Consider the following 17,399-nt stretch of genomic DNA (forward strand, 5'->3'; position numbering starts at 1 on the left):
GTCCATGACTCGTGTTGGTATTTTATTGTTTCCCTAATATTAAGGTGCGACCTGTTTTCCGTCAATGGTTGAACCGCTTCCAATTTGCATTCATTGCAGATACGTGAGAGAAAACATTACATAAAACAAAAAAAGAGACTGTTCCGAGTGATCGAAACAATCTCCATACAAGCTAATTCCCAGCCGCTTCGCGGATCTGGTACGTGCATTTTTTGCCGCCGTCTGCATAACATTCAGTGCGCTCCACATCAGCCTGCAGCAATGAACGGAACAGTTCCAATTCACAGCGGCAAGCCTGTTTATAGACACTCGCTACCTGCACAATGGGGCAGTTCAGCTCGGTGAGCACATAGGTGCCATCCGATTCCTGGGAGGCATCAGCCATATATCCGTTTGCATTCTGAATGCGCGCGAGTTCCTCGACACGTCCGGCCAGATCCTGACCTTCCATCTGTGGCTGTCCGCTGCGAAGCAGCTTGTCCCGACGGCTCTCGAACAATGCATCCACGACACCGCTGCCCGCTGAATCCGACAGTTCCTCCAGCAGTTCCAGGGTCAGTGATGAATATGATTTTGGGAAAAAGCTATCCCCACGTACCGTCAGATGGTACACAGCGGATGGACGTCCTGCTGTCGCTCTGGCTTCCCGAACCTCAATCCAACCATCCTGCTCCAGTGCCGTGAGGTGACGGCGAATCGCCATGCCGGTCAGACCAAGCTCAGCTGTCATTTCCCTTGCGGTCATTGTGCCTTGCTGCTTGAGCATGAACAAAATCCGTTCACGCGTCGTTCGTTCCTCTTCGCGCTTCACGATCAGCACCTGCTCTCCCTGCTTATGCGGTTACCGGTGCTGCCTCCCGGCAAGCATCCGAGCAAAAGCGGTTATGCGTCTCTTCGCAATCCTCACAGCATACATGCTGCAGGTTGCAGGTTGGACAATTAATATAACGGTCATGTGTCGTTCCACAGTGATAACAGCTAGCAATCACAATATCTTCATCCGTCCGGTTAATCGGCACGGAAATACGCTCGTCAAATACATAACATTTGCCATCAAACAGACGACCTTGTACCTCATCGTCCTTACCATAGGTAACAATTCCGCCATCAAGTTGTGCCACGTCCTGGAAACCTTCGTTAATCATGAACCCAGTCAGCTTCTCACAACGGATTCCGCCAGTACAGTAGGTAATGATCTTTTTGTCCTTCATGTCACCCAGGTTCTCCCGAATCCATTCCGGGAACTCGCGGAACGATTCAACGTCTGGACGAATCGCGCCTCGGAAATGACCGATCTCGTACTCGTAGTCATTGCGGCCGTCAATTACAATAACATCCTCCTGTTGAAGATGCTCGTAAAATTCTTTTGGGGACAAGCGTTTACCACTAATGACGTTCGGGTCCAAGTCTTCGTCCACGCGGAACGTAACCAGCTCGGCTTTGTGACGAACAAATATTTTTTTGAACGCATGCTCTTCGACATCATCAATCTTGAATACCATATCGCTGAACAGCGGGTTGGCATGCATATCCTTCATGTACTGCTCGGTTTGCTCTGGTGTACCGGATACGGTTCCGTTAATGCCTTCTGAGGCAATCAGAATACGTCCTTTTACGCCCAAGTCCTTACAGTATTGCAGATGCTCTTGCGTAAACGTTTCAGGGTCTTCAATCTTCACGAACTTATAATATAAAAGCACGCGGTACGCGCTGTTACACATGTGTATCACCTGTTCCTATTCCATGTTGTTATTGGCCGGATCATCCGACAAGACTACAACGTTGCAACCTTGCTCATTAAAAAGAAAATAAACAGCCGTCCGAAACAATGTCTCGAACTGCTGCTTTGAACATTCGACTTTTATTCCTGCATTCTAGTTTATCGGAAGCGGAATAGCTTAGTCAATATAAATGTATAGAAAGGAATGTAAGTTATGGAATACATTTTTCGTTATTTATCTTAATTGAACGATTAAGAATACTGAATAGCATTGGCAATAAGCATAAATACAATACCCATAGCGATCCACATGACCATCAGCGGCCAGAAGAATCTAACCCATTTCTGATACGGAATGCCGGAAACTGCCAGACTGCCCATCAAAGCAGAAGACGTTGGCAGAATCATGTTGGTAAAGCCGTCTCCGAACTGGAACGCCAGTACGGCTGTCTGACGGGTAACCCCGAGCAGATCCGATAATGGAACCATAATCGGCATCGTAGTCACGGCCATACCTGTACCCGACGTAATGAACACGTTCATGATATTTTGGAAGAAATACATACCCAATACCTGCACGGAGGACGGCAATTCGCCAACCGCTGTAGACATTCCGTATACTACGGAGTCAATTACGTTACCCTGATCAAGGACAACCATGATTCCTCTTGCCAGACCGATGATAAAGGCACCATAGGCAATACCACTTGCGCCTTTGACGAATTCACTTGCAATTCGGCTAGGACCGAACCCGGACACGAGACCAGAGATCACGCCCATGCTCAGGAAGAGAGCCGCCAGTTCCTCCATCCACCAGCCTTCTTTGGATACACCCCAGATTAACAGGGCAAAGCCAGCTACAATCGTAATGATGGTCAGAATATGTGTGATGCTAATCGTTGGCAGTTTATTCAGATCCACTGCAGGTGTATCTGCTGCCTGCTCCTGTTCCAGCTCATGCACCAAACCACGAGTTGGATCAGACTTCACTCTGGACGCATACCGCATAATATAGATACTTGTTACGGAGATGAGACACACCAGGATAATCGCACGAAGCCACATACCTGAGAAAATCGGAACTTCTGCAATAGCTTGAGCTAGTCCCACATTGAACGGATTGAGCAGTCCCGCGGTAAAACCACACGAGGCCCCCAGCGAGATCATCGCCGTACCTGTTAGAGCGTCATACCCTAGCGCACGCGCAATGGCGATCCCGATCGGTACAAAGACCATAACCTCCGTGGACATGCCCATCGTAAACCCACCAACGGAGAACAAGGTGATGAATACCGGGATGACCCATAATCCTTTATTAGCGAAAGAACGGGCTACCCTTCCTGTAAGAGCTTCAATCGTTCCCGTGCTCGTAATGATCTGAAATGCACCGCCGATGATGAAAATAAAGAATACAACGTCCGCGGAATCAACCAGTCCGCGAACAATGGACTTGGGAATATCCCACAATCCCGTTGGATTGGCCTCTACATGATGGTATGAACCTGGAACGAGCAAGGATTTGCCTGTTGCTTCATCCTTGACCCGATCAAATTCCCCTGCGGGAATAATATAGGTCAAGACAGTAGCTACCAGCACCAAAATGAACAAGATGACGAAGGTGTGAGGCATTTTGAACCATTTACGCCGTTGTTGTGGTTGTTTTGTTATGTTTTCCAATTCATCATCCCTCGTCCTTCTGTTGTTTCCATGCTTCAAATTCATCACGTACCTGCTTCAATGCTGCCTTGTCTGCGTACAAATCGAACGCTGTCAGTGCAAGTGCCTTCGCCGCACGGTTCAGTTCAATCATGCCTTCCTCTGCTCCGGCAAGCCGGGCAAATTCAGGAGTGTGTGTTGTCGCATCTCCTAACCGAATATACGGATGGATTGCGGCTGTAATTTGGCTTACGTTACCGATATCCGAGGAACCCACACCGCCTGTTTGCGGTGGATCATGTACTTCAATGCCCATATCCTCCAGGTTCTGCTGGAACAGACCCGCCAGAGTCTTGTTGTTATTCCGCTCGGCATAGATCAGGCCTTCTGTAATATCTACCGTAGCCCCAACGCCTTCCGCAGCATGGCGCACGACGCGGTAAACTTTGTCCATGACGACTTTCAGTTCTTCAACTGTCTTTGCCCGAATGATATATACGGCTTCAGCGAGCTCAGGCACCACGTTGGGCGCATCTCCACCCTTGGTTATAATCCCGTTCACCCGAACGTCATCCTTCAAATAAGGACGCAGCGAGTTTATTCCCGCGTACGCGTTGACCAAGGCATCTAGCGCACTAATGCCCTTCTCAGGAGACGAGGCAGCATGTGCCTGCTTGCCGTGGAACGTAAAGGTTGCGTCCACACAAGCCAGCGCACCTCTCAGTACCATCGTTTTTTGCTGCGGGTGACACATCATGACGGCATCCATCTCATTGAATACGCCATCGTTCACCATGATGATTTTGCCACCGCCCTCTTCTTCAGCCGGTGTACCAAGTACGACAATTCGTCCCGGAAGTTCAGGGCAAGCTTCCTTGAGCGCCAATGCTGCACCTACAGCAGAGGTTCCGATCAGATTGTGTCCGCAGGCATGTCCGATGCGGGGCAGCGCATCATATTCAGCGAGCAGTGCAATCGTGGGTCCACCTGACTGACCTTCCCATACAGCGCGGAACGAGGTGTCGAGGCCTGAAATGCCTTTTTCCACCTGAAATCCGGCTGCTTCCAGCGGTTCGGTTAACCACTGTTGTGCTTGGATTTCCTGAAAGCTAAGTTCAGGGTTAGCGTGAATACGCAGGGATAATTCCCGCAAGTCGGGGTCTAGCCGATCTACAGTTTCTTTGATTTTTTGCTTCATAAGAGCTGGGTCAGAATACATATTGTTTTGCCGCCTTTCTTCAAATACAGCATTTCTATATTCAATTCAATCGAATAAATATACAATCAGATTGGATATATTGTATGTGTGACCAAGCTATAAGTAAATTCGAAAAAATTAAGGAATAGCCCATAAAAAATTTTATGGACTCGCTAGATAATAACATATGGATATCATTAGATGTCAGTATAATACTGGTTTATTTACATATTAACCAAGACAGCATCGGTATACATTTTAATCTTATATACATCCTTCGAATCAGTTCCCCCCATAAAAATAACATTGCCAAATGGCAATAAAATTCCTGTTTTGATAAGGAAATATCGGATAATTATGCATAAGCCTAGCACCTGCACCACCACGTCTGTATCTAGCTTCCATCCACAACATGCTGTGTTCCAGCCGTTTTCATTAAATCAACAAAGCGACCAACCGTTGCCTGTTGCAGCACACTTTCCTTATACACCAACCACGTGTTACGCCGCACTCCCTGTCCATTCTGTCGGATTAGTTCCTGCTGATGAAGACCATCCGAAGCAGATACGAAAATACCCGGAATAATGGCATAACCAAGCCCGTATCGCACCATTTCCTTGCATGTCTCATAGCTGTCCACACGCATCGCTACAGTTGGTGAACATTCATAGCGCTCATACCACCAGGCCGCTACTCCTTCTCGGAATGGGTTCACAGGAGATCCACCCGTTTTTGTCAGGGGCTCCTGAAATGCAATTTGCGGAAGCTCGGGAAGTTCATCCAGATTAATGGGTTCACGGGATACAATGCAGACCGGTTCATCGTGCAGCAGATGTTTCCCCTCATACCAGGGATGCTCCCCCCGTATGACACCCACCTGGATTTCGTCCCTCATCAACAGTTCCATAACCTCCACACTTAGTGCACAGGTCACAGCAAACTGAACCTCAGGGTACAGCTCCTTGAACTGCTTTAACAAGGGAGGAAGCTTGTACAACGAATAATGATTGGCAATCCCAAGGCGCAACGTTCCCTTAACCTCATTACGAATGTTAGACAGCTGCTCCTTGACCTGGTTAAGCTCATTGAGCATTTTACGGGCATAGATCGCGAGATGCTCTCCTTCGGGAGTAAATCTGGCGCCTTTTAACGTTTTATCGATAAGTGGCACGCCAAATTCCTTCTCCAATTGCTGCAAACGGTATGTCAAAGCCGGCTGGGTCATAAACATGCGCTCCGCAGCCTTGGTCAGACTGCTTTCTTCGGAAACGCTCAGCAGCAGACGGCAGTCCTTTTCATCCATGATCATGTTCCCCCTTTACTTCTCGTCTCTTCAGTATAACCCAGAAAACCAGCGTTAAAGGTACAGAAAAAGCCCAACTCGATATGAGTCAGGCCCGCCCTGCTGATTTGCTTCTTATTCGATGATGATTTACTGCGAAATCGTAATGACCGAGGTAACAAAGTGGTATGATTCATTTTCCTGCACTGCCTGCGACAGCAAAATCCGGTTGCCTTCCGGACTCCAGCTCAATGGATCAGATGCGTTATCCATTTCAGCTGAGATCTGGAACTGCTCCGCCGATTCCGTATTGGAGACAAATAGCCCTTTTTCATCATCACTTTCCGAATTGATCGTGTAGGCGATTTTGGAATCGTCACCAGACCAGCTCGTGCCGAAGATCTGCGTGCCTCTGGCAAGCGTGGCTTTTTCATTCCCTTCCAGATCGGTCAGCACCAGCGCCCGTTTGGTATCGGCTGTTTTTTTCACAATCGCCAGTCTTGAGCCATCGTTGGCTGGAATTACCCTCTCTACACTTTTCAGTACCTGCTTCACTTCACCGGTCTTCGTATCGTAGCTATTCAACTGTCCGTCCGTGCCTGTGATGTAGTAAATCACATTCCCAGAAACGCTGACGCTGCTTACATTGAAGTTTCCCGTCTTGACCAGCGCTTTGGTCGTTCCATCCACACTAGCTGATATGATATCCCCATTCATGTTTGGAAAAACAACATGCTCCTTATCCAGCCATGCTCCTTCAAAGACAAATCCATCGTCCTTGCCCGCAGGTACCACTTCCCCGTTGTGCAGGTTCAGAATAAAGCCTTTGCCTGTCGATTCCTCTGGTTCCCTGTAGAAAATATACTGACTATCCGGGGACACGAGTGGTGAACCCAGACTCACTTCACTTTCCTTCACGGGTGTATCTGTGCCCTTCGTAAGATCATACATGTATAAGTTATGCGGGTAACGTTTCTCACCCTCAACCGTGATAGGCTTCATGGATTCGTTTTCTTTATCCGACAAAATCCAGTCATTGCTTAGCCACGCTACCCCGCGCATATTCGACAGTTTATCGATTTTCTCCAGCTTAAAGCTCTGGTATACCGACGTATTTGTATTGTCCTTCACCGTAATATCCGTGCCTGATTTCCCGTTCTGTGTATGATCCCCTGGTTTCGTTGTTCCCCCGCATGCTGTTGCCGATAATAGGACGATTGCCCCGAGCGTGCCCATAGCCGCCTGTTTCCAATTCATCATGGTCCCTCCTGAGTGCTTTCTATAGACCAAGCATACACATCGCATACTTCCAAAGTTATTCAGACTTGTTTCCAACTTGTAAACTTGAATGCGCCAACGGGAAAATAAGCTGGAACGTTGTCCCTTCTCCGTGTTTCGGATCGCCCGGCAACAATGAGATTGTGCCGCCCTGCTTCTCTACAAATTGCTTGACGAGTGATAGTCCCAACCCGGTTCCTCCGGTTTTTCTAGCCCTGTCTTTATTGACGGTGTAAAAGGGTTCAAAGATTTTCTCGCGCGCCTCGTCCGGAATGGGCGTACCCGAGTTGAAGATGCGAATCACCGCTTGTCGCTCCTGCATTCGCAGTACATTGCTTACCCGGATGACACCTCCCGGCACATTATATTTGATCGCATTATCCAACAGATTGATGAAAATATGCATCAGGCTTTCCCGATCGCTGCGGATCACCGCAGGCAGTAACACCAGCTCCATGTTCAATGCAAACTTCTCGGCTTTGCCCCGCATCCGGCCACAGGCATCCTCCAGTAGAGCACGAACTTCCACGTCTTCTGCCTGATTCTCAAAATCATATTTCTCCAGAGCAGACAAATGTAATACCTTCTCAACCATCTCGTACAGCCGCTCGGTTTCCTTGCCAATATTGCTCGTGGCATCATTCAGCAATTGTGGATCATCCTTATACATGTCCAACAGCTCTACATACGCCTTAATCGACGTAAGTGGCGTCTTGAACTCATGGCTGATGTTGCCGATATATTGTTTCTGCTGCTGCTCCAGGGCCTGAAGCTTCTCGATGGCAAGCTGAAGCTTCTGCTGTTCCGCATGCATGGCTTCAATATTTTGCTGAATCGATGTGCTCATATAATAAATGCCCTGTCCCAGCTCACCTAATTCATCCTTGCGTCTCACAGGTGATTCAGTAATATAATGCCCTTCACGGATGGAATCGGCAGACCTCTTCAAGCGGGTTATGGCAACGGCAAAACGATTGTAGAAGAGATATCCCAGAATGAAGCTTAGTCCAACAACCGCAATCCCTGCCCACATAAACAACTGAAGGATACGGGCATAAAATTCATGATAGCTCTGAACCGGATACTGCATGCGCACAGCACCCATCTGTCCATCCGGTCCGTCCAGTGGTGCTATGTAGAGCAGGGTATCCCCCTGTTCGTGATAAGCGATTTTATTTTGCAGCGCATAGTTCAGCGTAGCTGTGATATCTGCACTTTCCTCAGACATGATCGATGAACCAACCTGCTGTCCCTTCATATCATAGAGCGCGATTGGCAGACCTGTGGAGCTTGCAAGCTCTTGAGCCAGCCTGCGGCCATTTTGCTGTAAAAAAACCTCCTGCTCCAGACGAACAGACTCGGTATAGTAAGACTGCCGCACATTCAGATTCACCAGTCGGGTCTGCTGGGACAGAATGGTCTCGATCTGCGTCTGCTGGTTGCGCTCAATACCTCGCAATACCAGGGAGCTGAGCACAACGACGGTCAGGATAAGCAATGCGGCCAGAAAGACGCTGAACTTCAGCTTGATGCTGACTCTCATACCAATCCGCCCGGTTCAGGGGCTGATGCCTTATAGCCAATGCCGTATACCGTCTGCAATTTTTGCTGGTCGGTATCGCCGATTTTTTTGCGCAGCCGCTGAATATGAATATCCACCGTGCGTGTACCCCCGGCATATTCCATGCCCCAAACCCGGTCCAGCAGATCATCCCGCGTGTATACACGCTCAGGGTTGGACATCAGAATGGTAAGCAAATCGAACTCTTTTGGCGTCAAATCCAGCTTCTCCTCATTCACCGTCACGGTGCGGTGAGCGATATGGATACGTAGCGTTCCATTGACGATAGCCTGATTCTTGGAATCATCAGATGGTGGACTGCTTTTCTCCACGCGGCGCATCAGTGCCTTTACCCGTGCAAGCAGCTCGCGGATCTCAAACGGTTTGGTCATGTAATCATCCGCGCCCATTTCCAGGCCAACGATCTTATCCACGATATCATTTTTGACGGTGAGCAAAATAATGCCGATATCCTCCCGATCCTCCAGCCTGCGGCATACGCCGTATCCATCCAGTTTGGGCATCATCACGTCCAGAATCATGACCTGCGGATGGAATGAAGCTACCTTGACCAGCGCTTCTTCGCCGTCATTTGCTGTCTCTACTTCATATCCTTCGCGCCGCAGCGCGTAAGCAATAGCACTAACAATGCTTGACTCGTCATCCACGACCAGCACTTTTTTATTCATCGGAATCATCCTCTATATGTGTCATGAGTTATCTTATTCTTTGGATCTATGTTAACAAGGTATGGCCTGATTAGCTATGGAGGACTTTTCGATTTGCGAGAAACGCTAGAAACGTCTGTATCCTCCCAGCTTGGACTTCGCTCCACTTTTTTTATACCCCAAACACAACAAAAAGAGCCAACCCGTGATTGGATCAGCCCTAATAAAAACAAAAAGAGCCCATCATCAAGAGAAATGCTCCATCCCATGATTGGCTCTTCTTTAATAAGACTAACGGCTCCAAGTGCGGTGCCTTTTTATTTCTATACCCCGCTCAAATCGAATTTATTTTCCAAACCATCATCATACTGCTGGCACAGGCTGAGCTCCAACTTCCTCCTCATGATCCAACAGATCATGTTTCTCCCAAGCCCGGCTCTTCCAGCGGAAATACATAATGACAGCGCGTGTCCACTCGTCTGCGGCAATCGCAAGCCATACACCGGCGAGCCCCATGTGAAGCTTGAACACCAGCAGGTAGCCCAGCGGCAGACTCATGCAGACCATGGAGATCAGTCCCATATATACCGGGAACTTCGCATCACCTGCGGCACGAAGGGAACCAATAATCACAATGTTGCAGGTTCGCCCGGTCTCCAGCAGAAGACTGAGCAGGATGACCTGTGCACCCAGTTTTATAATTTCCGGATTATCCGTGAACACACTCATCAGCGGAACACGGAAAAGAATAATAATTACATCGATCACAACTGTGGCCAGCAGAGCCCATTTTACACTGTCGAATACACGTTTGTATGCATCGTTCTTGCGCCGTGCACCGACCAGTCGGCCAACAATAATGGATGTCCCCATTCCGATAGCCATGCTGAATAGATAGATGTAGCTTGAAATGTTACCCGCATATTGCCGGGTCGCCATCGCTTCAGCACCCAGATAGGTCACGTACAGTGTGAAGACGAGCTGGCAGGACTGATATACAACGGACTCTAGCGCAGAGGGGATACCAATTCGCAGGATTTTGCTGATAAATTTCTTCGAAAGGTTGATGTAATAGCTAAACTCCACCCTTACATCCATTACCCGATAGAGCAACCAGAAGAAAATAATCAAACAGATCAGACGGCTTCCGACCGTTGAGATCGCTGCCCCTTCTACACCAAGCTTCGGCATGCCGAAATGGCCAAAAATAAGAGCGTAGTTACCAACGACGTGAATCACGTTCATCAGAACAGAAACATACATCGTCTCTTTGGTGTAACCATGCGTACGAATCGTCGCGGCCAGCGCGTTAATCAGCGCCTGAAGGAAGATCCCGCCTCCGACAATACTTATATAAGAACGGGCAAAATCGTATATTTCACCTTGGATATGAAGCAGTGTAAGCAGATGTCCTCCGAACAGAAGGAAGCTTCCACTCAGGATTAGTCCAACAATCAGATTAAGCGTAATCGCATTACCTGTGACCTGTGCCGCCTCACTCAACTTCTTCGAACCAATATATTGTGCCACAACAATAGCAGCACCATGTCCAATGACTTCCAATACAAGAATCGCAATGGAAATAATCTGGTTGGCTGCTCCGACTCCGGATACTGCATTATCGGACACCGAACTGAGCATGAACGTATCCACGCTCCCCATCAACATAAACAAGAAGAGTTCCAGGAAAATAGGCCATGTTAGCCGAATCAGATTCAGATCTTTGGCATCCGAACGCAAGGACTCTTTGGTTGAGGATATTGCTGTCATTTTCTCACCTTTCCCGTGTGGGCTTTAATTCTTAGGGTATGTTAGCACAGGTAGTTTGAAAATGCAGTAGTTTTGCGAAAAAACTTGAAAGTTTTTTGAAATTCCAATAATAGGTATTTTCAGTTCTTTCATTTAATTTGCATTATAGAGAAGAAATACATTCATATAGTCGTTCTAAATACATGTTCTCAGGAGATATACGAAGTCCGAGACGATGAACAAAAACCCTCACACATCCCTTTTGGATCGGGATATGTAAGGGTCCAAGGTTAAGCTAGCCATTTAATCATATGGAATACATGGGTCTATCCTTTTACCGATCCGGCAGCGATGCCCTCCACAATTCGATTGCTCAAGACGAGGAAAGCGATCAGGATCGGCAGGATGCTGATCATCAGTGTCGCGCCAATCGCTCCCCAATCCGTTGTGTACTGTCCAATAAAATTCTGTACCCCAACGGTCAGCGTCTTGTACGCATCTGTACTGATGAACGTATTCACGAAGATGAATTCATTCCAATCATAAATCATGTTGATAATCGCTGTCGTAGCGATCACCGAAGCTGTCATCGGCAGGACGATACGGAAGAAAATCCGATGGACAGAGCAGCCGTCCATCACCGCTGCTTCCTCCACTTCCCGTGGAAGGGCATAATAGAAACCAAGCAGGATCATAATGGTGATCGGCATATTAAACGCAATGTATGAAAGAATGACCGACAATGGATGATCTGTAAGATGGAGCTTCAGAAACAGGCTGAACAACGGAATCAGCGTAGAATGCACAGGGATCATCATACCCACCATGAACAGTCCGAGCACCAGAGAACGTCCTTTCCAGCGCATGCGGGTTATCGCGAAGGTGACCAGACTCGCGAACAGCACGGTGAACACAACGGACACCACTGTGATCCAGACACTATTGAAGAAATACAAGCTAATGTTGCCTTCCGTCCACACCTTCACATAATTCTCCCAGCGCGGAGTCGCGGGAAGGGCGAACGGTGCCATATCGAATACTTCCTGATTGTTTTTTAGCGAGAACAGCAGCAGCCATATCAAGGGCAGAATCTGCAGCAGCGCCACCAGAATCAACAGGCTGTAGAGCAGGACATAACCGAGCTTTCTCAGCACAGTCGGTCCCGCGCCTGTTCCGGGATAGGCTGGCAACCGAACCGTGGTATCGGTCTTCACAGGGATGGACCTCCTTTCATTTCACTTCACTTCACTCAAGAATACTGAATGGTGTCCTTGGATGCCGTAGCTTTTCGAAGCAGCCAGGTTACGACCAGACAGATCACGAGCAGGAAGAAACCAACGGCACTCCCGTAACCAAAGTCGAATCCACGGAAAGCCTGATGATACATATAAGAAGCCATCACTTCACTGGAGCCATTCGGTCCACCGTCCGTCATCACATAAATGAGATCAAAGTACTTCAACGAACCAACGACAGCCAGCACGATAGTCACTTTGATCACTTCCGTGATCAGGGGCAGCTTGATTCGGAATGCAATCTGCCAAGGGCTTGCACCATCAATCCGCGCTGCTTCAACCAACGATTCCGGGATATTCTTGAGTGCAGCATAGTAAATCAGAATATAGAATCCCGCATACTGCCACAAGATCGGTACGAACAGCGCATACAATACCAGGGATGGCTCCGCCAGCCAGGCTGGCGGATTGGCAATACCGACAGATTCCAGAAAGGTATTAAGCACACCATTGCTGGGATGGTAAATCTTCAACCATAACTGGGCAATCGCTACGGAGGACAGCAGCATCGGAATCAGATATATTTTTCTGAACAGGTTGGCACCCTTAATTTTGCCTGACAGCACCAGGGCAATCATAAGATAACCGATCAGACTCAGTGCAGAGAACAAGGCCAGTAGAAAGGTATGATATGCACTCTGCCAGAACGTTGCGTCATGAAGCAATCTTGCATAATTTTCAATACCGATAAAGGTCATTGCGCCGATCCCGTCCCACTGCATCAATCCGTAATATCCGGTCAGCACGATCGGGATATAGATCAGTACCAATAACAGCAGCAGTGCGGGAAGCACGTACAACGCAGCGACTAAACGGTTGGACATGACTTTATCCATCACAATATCCTCCCTATGAGCGTTGTACGTTAGTTGCCTTTATCAATCGCTTCCTGATGATTCTTCACAAATTCCTCAGGAGTGACCGCTTTTCCGAACAGTGCCTGGATCATATCCAGATGGACTTGAGCTGCGGTCGGTTTCATCTGCACGTCGGCGAATAATGTCAGGCTGCTGGCCTGATTCAATTCATTCAGCAGGTCAGTATAAAGCTGCGGCAGTTGTACCTCGGCTGTGTCCACTTTCGTTGCCGGAATAACACCCGCTTCGGTTACAGAGCTTTCGCCCCATTTTTCCACAAAATATTGAACGAATTTTTGAGCTTCATCCTTCACCTTGGAGTTCTGTGCGACGAACAAGCCCACACCCGGGCCGCCGACCCAACTGTTAATATCGCTTTTGCCATCATCCATTGTCGGGAATTTGAAAAATCCGATTTTATCCTTGAACTCCTGCGGTACATCCGGATTGGTGGTATAGTTCGGCAGTTCCCAGGTGCCCATGAGGTACATGGCAGCTTTCTCATTCATGAATTCCGATTTACCTTCATCATTGGACAAGCCGTTATAACCTTTGTTAAAGGCGTTCATATCCACCAGCTTCTGTACTTCGGCTGCCGCCTGGATCAGGGCTGGATCGTCAAACTTGCCTGTGCCATTGATGGCCTTCTCCAATGCATCTCCGCCCAATCGATTGGCCAGATACATATACCAGAGAGACCCGGTCCAGCGATCCTTGTTGCCGAGAGCGATGGGAACCACACCATTGTCTGTCAGCGTTTTCACAACATTCAGAAATTCATCATATGTGGCCGGGGGCTGCAGATTATATTTGGCGAAAATGTCTTTGTTGTAATAGATCGGAGATATGTTCAGTTCAATCGGGAGCGCATAGGTTTTGCCTTCCACAGCATACGCTTCGGTTGTTCCGGCAATGAATTTCCCTTCTAGTGAACCACTCAGGAGGTCATCCAGTGGAGCAAACAAATTGCCCTTTACATAAGGCTCAAGAAAACCCGCTGCCCACGTTACGCCTACATCCGGGAGTTCATTGGAAGCGGACAGAATTTTCAATTTGTTCTTATATTGCTCATTCTCCAGCACTTCCTGTTTGATGGTCACGTTGGGATGATCGGTCTGATACTGTTTGATGATCTCATTCACCAGCTTATTCTGCTGTGCAGAACTGCCTGCTGGCCAGAGATGCATAAACTTGAGGGTCACTTTTCCGTCAGAGCCACTTCCACTCGCTTCACCCTCTCCATCAGAACCTGAATTGCTGCATCCGGATAAAAACACGGCGAGGATAAGTGTCAGTGTCAGTAGCATTGCTATTGGCTTTTTTCTCATATTCCTAACCCCCTGTAATGGTTATTCGGTTGATGTAACCGCTTTAATAAAATTGTAGCATGGGTACATCTCCCCCATAAGACCAGGATGATTTGGAAAAACTCCACTATTTTATGGTTATTTAGTCTCTTTACGAATCCCAATGGAATGACGATATTTGCTTGGGCTAAGCCCTTCGAGACTTTTGAATACCTTAATAAAATATTTATCCGTCTGGTAGCCTACCTGTTCGGCGATCTCCGAGATTGGCAAGGCCGTCTGAACTAGCATCTCCTTCGCCCGCTGAATACGTGTACGGGTCAGATATTCGCTAAAATTAATTCCTATCTGCTCCTTGAACAAAACGCTAAAATAACTGGAGTTCAAGTGCAGCATATCAGCGATTTCCCGCAGGGTAACATGTTCGCTCAGATGGGCATCCACGTAAGAAACAGCTTCACTGATCTGAGGATTAAGTCTCTCGTCTCCCCGTTCTTTGGCATCCAGCAGCTTGGGGTCAACCAGCTTCTGCATCATTTGAATACGCCGTTGTTGGTCTCCAAGCTGCAAAGCCTTCTCTACCGTCTGAATCAGCTGTTCCTTCTCAATCGGTTTAAGCAAATAATCTACCACGCCAAGTTTGATGGCCTGCTGGGCATATTGGAAGTCGGCATGCCCTGACATAATCAATACAACTGGTTTGCTCGGAAACTGCTGCAAGGCTTCAACGAGGGACAGGCCAGAGAATTCCGGCATGCGAACATCTGTAATCAAAAGGTCCGCCGTCTGTTCACGGAGCCATGCTGCAGCTTCGACTCCACTTGCCGCAGTTCGAATTTCGTTACGACCAGCCGACCAGCCTTCCAGCGTCTTGCGAATTCCTTCTCGTGTACGCGGTTCATCATCAACGATTAGAATCGTTCTGCCATGAATCATATGCACCCTCCGTATCCTTCGGAATCTCAAAGCGAATGGTAGTCCCTTCACCGACCTTACTCGTAATGGAAAGTCTGCACAATTCGCCAAGCTGACTGCCAAAATAAAGCTTCAACCTGCGATGCACGTTAATCAGCCCCACGCCTGTTCCCTTGTCGGAAACAGCAGGTCCACCATTCAATGCACGAACAACGGATTGAAGCCGGGAATCATCCATGCCAGGTCCATCATCCCGAACTTCGATGTGAACCAGCCCATCCTGCGTGGAAGCATCTACATGGATGCTTACCTTTCCCGGTTCAATTTTGCTCTCTATCCCGTGAAGAATAGCATTCTCCACCAAGGGCTGTATGAGCAATTTGGGAATCTTCACAGTGCGCATCGCATCACTCAGTCTGATCTCCCATTGCAGCCGTTCTCCCAGCCTCATCTCCATAATTCGAAGATAACGCTCCGCGTGCTCCAGTTCATCGGCCATAGTAACCCATTCATCCTGATTGGGACTGGAGATGATGTAGCGAAATAGGCGGGACATCGCCACAACCATACGCGCCATTTCCTCGTCTCCTTTGTCATCAAGTGACCAATAGAACGCCTCCAGCGTGTTAAACAGAAAATGAGGATTGATCTGCGACTGCAGAGCTTTCAGTTCTGTTCTTGACTGCATGATTTCCTTCTCATATATCTCCTGGGTCAACTCATTCAACCGATAAACCATCTGATTGTATACTTCATTGAGCCTGTGTATCTCCATCGTTGAGCTGAACATAATATTGGGTTTCATGGCTCCCGGACGTGCACTGCGCATGGCCCTCATCAGTCGGGTGATGGGACGTGTAATCATGGTGGACAAGAGAAAGGACATAATGAGGAACAGCACGACGCCAAACAAACCGGAAATAAGCAGTGCCGTCCGAAGAATGGACACACCCTCCGTTGTCTCGCTCACAGGTGTAAGAACCGCGAGCGTCCATCCCGTCATTTCGGAATGCTGTCTAACGACGATATAAGGTTCCTCCCGGGTCTCGACTACAGAGCTGTCACTGCTTAGGAGTGCCTTCACATCCAGACTAGCCTCCAGATTGGAAGTAACCACGCTTCCTGCCGCATCTACCAGAAGAATAGAATCCTCCACATCGTCCTCAGCATCCAAGTCATTCAGTTGAAAAAAGCTGCGCTGCATCCGCACCACGACATAACCTCCAGGTTCAAAAGCCCGGTCCATCAGGCTGACTCGCCGAATAGCCATAATGACCCCCGGATCTTCCGGGTCAGGACCGACCCAGACCAGCCTTCCCTTCTCCGCGTCTGCTTCCGCTATCCAGTTACGTCCGAGTCTTCCATCCAAAGATCGGTCATCCATGGGAAATATTCTGCTATAAGTTGTCGTATAAATTTCCAGACTCTGCACACCGCTCATAAAGGAAGGATAGCTGCTCACAACCTGCAAGAGCGCTTGGCGCTGATTAAACGTAGCCTGTTCCCCACCTTTCTCATTGCTCAGCAAACGCTGCACATAAGAATCATCTGCCACTTGAGCTGTCAAGGAGTTAACTTGTGCGATTAAGGCGTCCAGTCTGCCGTTAGCCTGAACAGCAGTTTGATGAATATGCTTCTCCGCATTGGTCTTCAGCAAACCGGATACCCGGTCATAGGCAGCGATTCCCGCAATAAATAACACCACCAACATCACCAGTACAAAACCAACAAAAATCTGATTGCGCAACGAGTTCCATCTGCCCCAATTCACTCGCAAACCCCATTCTCCTCCCCGCATGTAAAAGAAATCGCCACCCGTTTCTCATCTTGGGTGACGATTGAGTACAAGTATGCCGGAATCCATCATCGCCAATTATTGAAGCGTTTACATTTTGGCTCATTGATCTCCTTTA

At 48.2% G+C, this 17,399-nt stretch carries 14 protein-coding genes; all 14 read right to left on the bottom strand.

Features of this window, described 5'->3' with window-relative positions; genetic code table 11:
• Positions 1-172: 172 nt before the first annotated feature.
• The 14 genes from HP548_RS12780 to HP548_RS12845 all read right to left on the bottom strand — a co-directional run bounded on the left by HP548_RS12780 (position 173) and on the right by HP548_RS12845 (position 17,257).
• Positions 173-820, bottom strand: a complete 648-nt coding sequence (locus tag HP548_RS12780) for a helix-turn-helix transcriptional regulator (protein ID WP_175381880.1) — start codon at positions 818-820, stop codon at positions 173-175.
• 13 nt (positions 821-833) lie between these two features.
• On the bottom strand, positions 834-1,721 hold the full coding sequence (gene trhO, locus HP548_RS12785) for an oxygen-dependent tRNA uridine(34) hydroxylase TrhO (RefSeq protein WP_076287400.1): 888 nt from the start codon (positions 1,719-1,721) through the stop codon (positions 834-836).
• Between the two features lie 251 nt (positions 1,722-1,972).
• Entirely contained in the window at positions 1,973-3,397 is a 1,425-nt protein-coding gene (locus tag HP548_RS12790; RefSeq protein ID WP_246318049.1) for a YfcC family protein, read from the bottom strand.
• 4 nt (positions 3,398-3,401) lie between these two features.
• Positions 3,402-4,574, bottom strand: a complete 1,173-nt coding sequence (locus HP548_RS12795) for a M20 family metallopeptidase (protein WP_246318050.1) — start codon at positions 4,572-4,574, stop codon at positions 3,402-3,404.
• 394 nt (positions 4,575-4,968) lie between these two features.
• Positions 4,969-5,877: a LysR family transcriptional regulator gene (locus tag HP548_RS12800; RefSeq protein WP_076287398.1), complete on the bottom strand. Its 909-nt coding sequence runs from the start codon at positions 5,875-5,877 to the stop codon at positions 4,969-4,971.
• Between the two features lie 129 nt (positions 5,878-6,006).
• Positions 6,007-7,113 (bottom strand): DUF5050 domain-containing protein, encoded by a 1,107-nt coding sequence (locus HP548_RS12805; RefSeq protein WP_175381881.1) that lies wholly within the window; start codon positions 7,111-7,113, stop codon positions 6,007-6,009.
• 58 nt (positions 7,114-7,171) lie between these two features.
• The gene (locus tag HP548_RS12810) at positions 7,172-8,677 is read right to left on the bottom strand and encodes a sensor histidine kinase (protein WP_175381882.1); all 1,506 of its coding nucleotides are present in this window, start codon (positions 8,675-8,677) and stop codon (positions 7,172-7,174) included.
• Positions 8,674-9,384, bottom strand: a complete 711-nt coding sequence (locus HP548_RS12815; RefSeq protein ID WP_076287395.1) for a response regulator transcription factor — start codon at positions 9,382-9,384, stop codon at positions 8,674-8,676. The genes HP548_RS12810 and HP548_RS12815 overlap by 4 nt, the downstream gene beginning before the upstream one ends.
• Positions 9,385-9,726: 342 nt before the next feature.
• On the bottom strand, positions 9,727-11,133 hold the full coding sequence (locus tag HP548_RS12820; RefSeq protein WP_076287394.1) for an MATE family efflux transporter: 1,407 nt from the start codon (positions 11,131-11,133) through the stop codon (positions 9,727-9,729).
• A gap of 305 nt (positions 11,134-11,438) precedes the next feature.
• The gene (locus HP548_RS12825; protein ID WP_217504709.1) at positions 11,439-12,302 is read right to left on the bottom strand and encodes a carbohydrate ABC transporter permease; all 864 of its coding nucleotides are present in this window, start codon (positions 12,300-12,302) and stop codon (positions 11,439-11,441) included.
• Between the two features lie 59 nt (positions 12,303-12,361).
• On the bottom strand, positions 12,362-13,243 hold the full coding sequence (locus tag HP548_RS12830; RefSeq protein ID WP_175381884.1) for a carbohydrate ABC transporter permease: 882 nt from the start codon (positions 13,241-13,243) through the stop codon (positions 12,362-12,364).
• Between the two features lie 29 nt (positions 13,244-13,272).
• Complete coding sequence (locus HP548_RS12835) at positions 13,273-14,592, bottom strand: extracellular solute-binding protein (protein WP_175381885.1); 1,320 nt, start codon at positions 14,590-14,592, stop codon at positions 13,273-13,275.
• A gap of 117 nt (positions 14,593-14,709) precedes the next feature.
• Positions 14,710-15,507, bottom strand: a complete 798-nt coding sequence (locus HP548_RS12840) for a response regulator transcription factor (RefSeq protein ID WP_175381886.1) — start codon at positions 15,505-15,507, stop codon at positions 14,710-14,712.
• Entirely contained in the window at positions 15,476-17,257 is a 1,782-nt protein-coding gene (locus HP548_RS12845) for a cache domain-containing sensor histidine kinase (RefSeq protein ID WP_343054842.1), read from the bottom strand. The genes HP548_RS12840 and HP548_RS12845 overlap by 32 nt, the downstream gene beginning before the upstream one ends.
• Between the last annotated feature and the right edge of the window lie 142 nt (positions 17,258-17,399).

This window comes from Paenibacillus taichungensis (genome assembly GCF_013359905.1).
In the GTDB taxonomy this organism is placed as follows: domain Bacteria; phylum Bacillota; class Bacilli; order Paenibacillales; family Paenibacillaceae; genus Paenibacillus; species Paenibacillus taichungensis.

Bases quoted from the DNA above. Each gene is read 5' to 3' on its own strand.
- trhO (WP_076287400.1), bottom strand. From the start codon at position 1,721: ATGTGTAACAGCGCGTACCGCGTGCTTTTATATTATAAGTTCGTGAAG.
- HP548_RS12795 (WP_246318050.1), bottom strand. From the start codon at position 4,574: ATGAAGCAAAAAATCAAAGAAACTGTAGATCGGCTAGACCCCGACTTG.
- HP548_RS12800 (WP_076287398.1), bottom strand. From the start codon at position 5,877: ATGGATGAAAAGGACTGCCGTCTGCTGCTGAGCGTTTCCGAAGAAAGC.
- HP548_RS12805 (WP_175381881.1), bottom strand. From the start codon at position 7,113: ATGAATTGGAAACAGGCGGCTATGGGCACGCTCGGGGCAATCGTCCTA.
- HP548_RS12810 (WP_175381882.1), bottom strand. From the start codon at position 8,677: ATGAGAGTCAGCATCAAGCTGAAGTTCAGCGTCTTTCTGGCCGCATTG.
- HP548_RS12815 (WP_076287395.1), bottom strand. From the start codon at position 9,384: ATGAATAAAAAAGTGCTGGTCGTGGATGACGAGTCAAGCATTGTTAGT.
- HP548_RS12820 (WP_076287394.1), bottom strand. From the start codon at position 11,133: ATGACAGCAATATCCTCAACCAAAGAGTCCTTGCGTTCGGATGCCAAA.
- HP548_RS12830 (WP_175381884.1), bottom strand. From the start codon at position 13,243: ATGGATAAAGTCATGTCCAACCGTTTAGTCGCTGCGTTGTACGTGCTT.
- HP548_RS12835 (WP_175381885.1), bottom strand. From the start codon at position 14,592: ATGAGAAAAAAGCCAATAGCAATGCTACTGACACTGACACTTATCCTC.
- HP548_RS12840 (WP_175381886.1), bottom strand. From the start codon at position 15,507: ATGATTCATGGCAGAACGATTCTAATCGTTGATGATGAACCGCGTACA.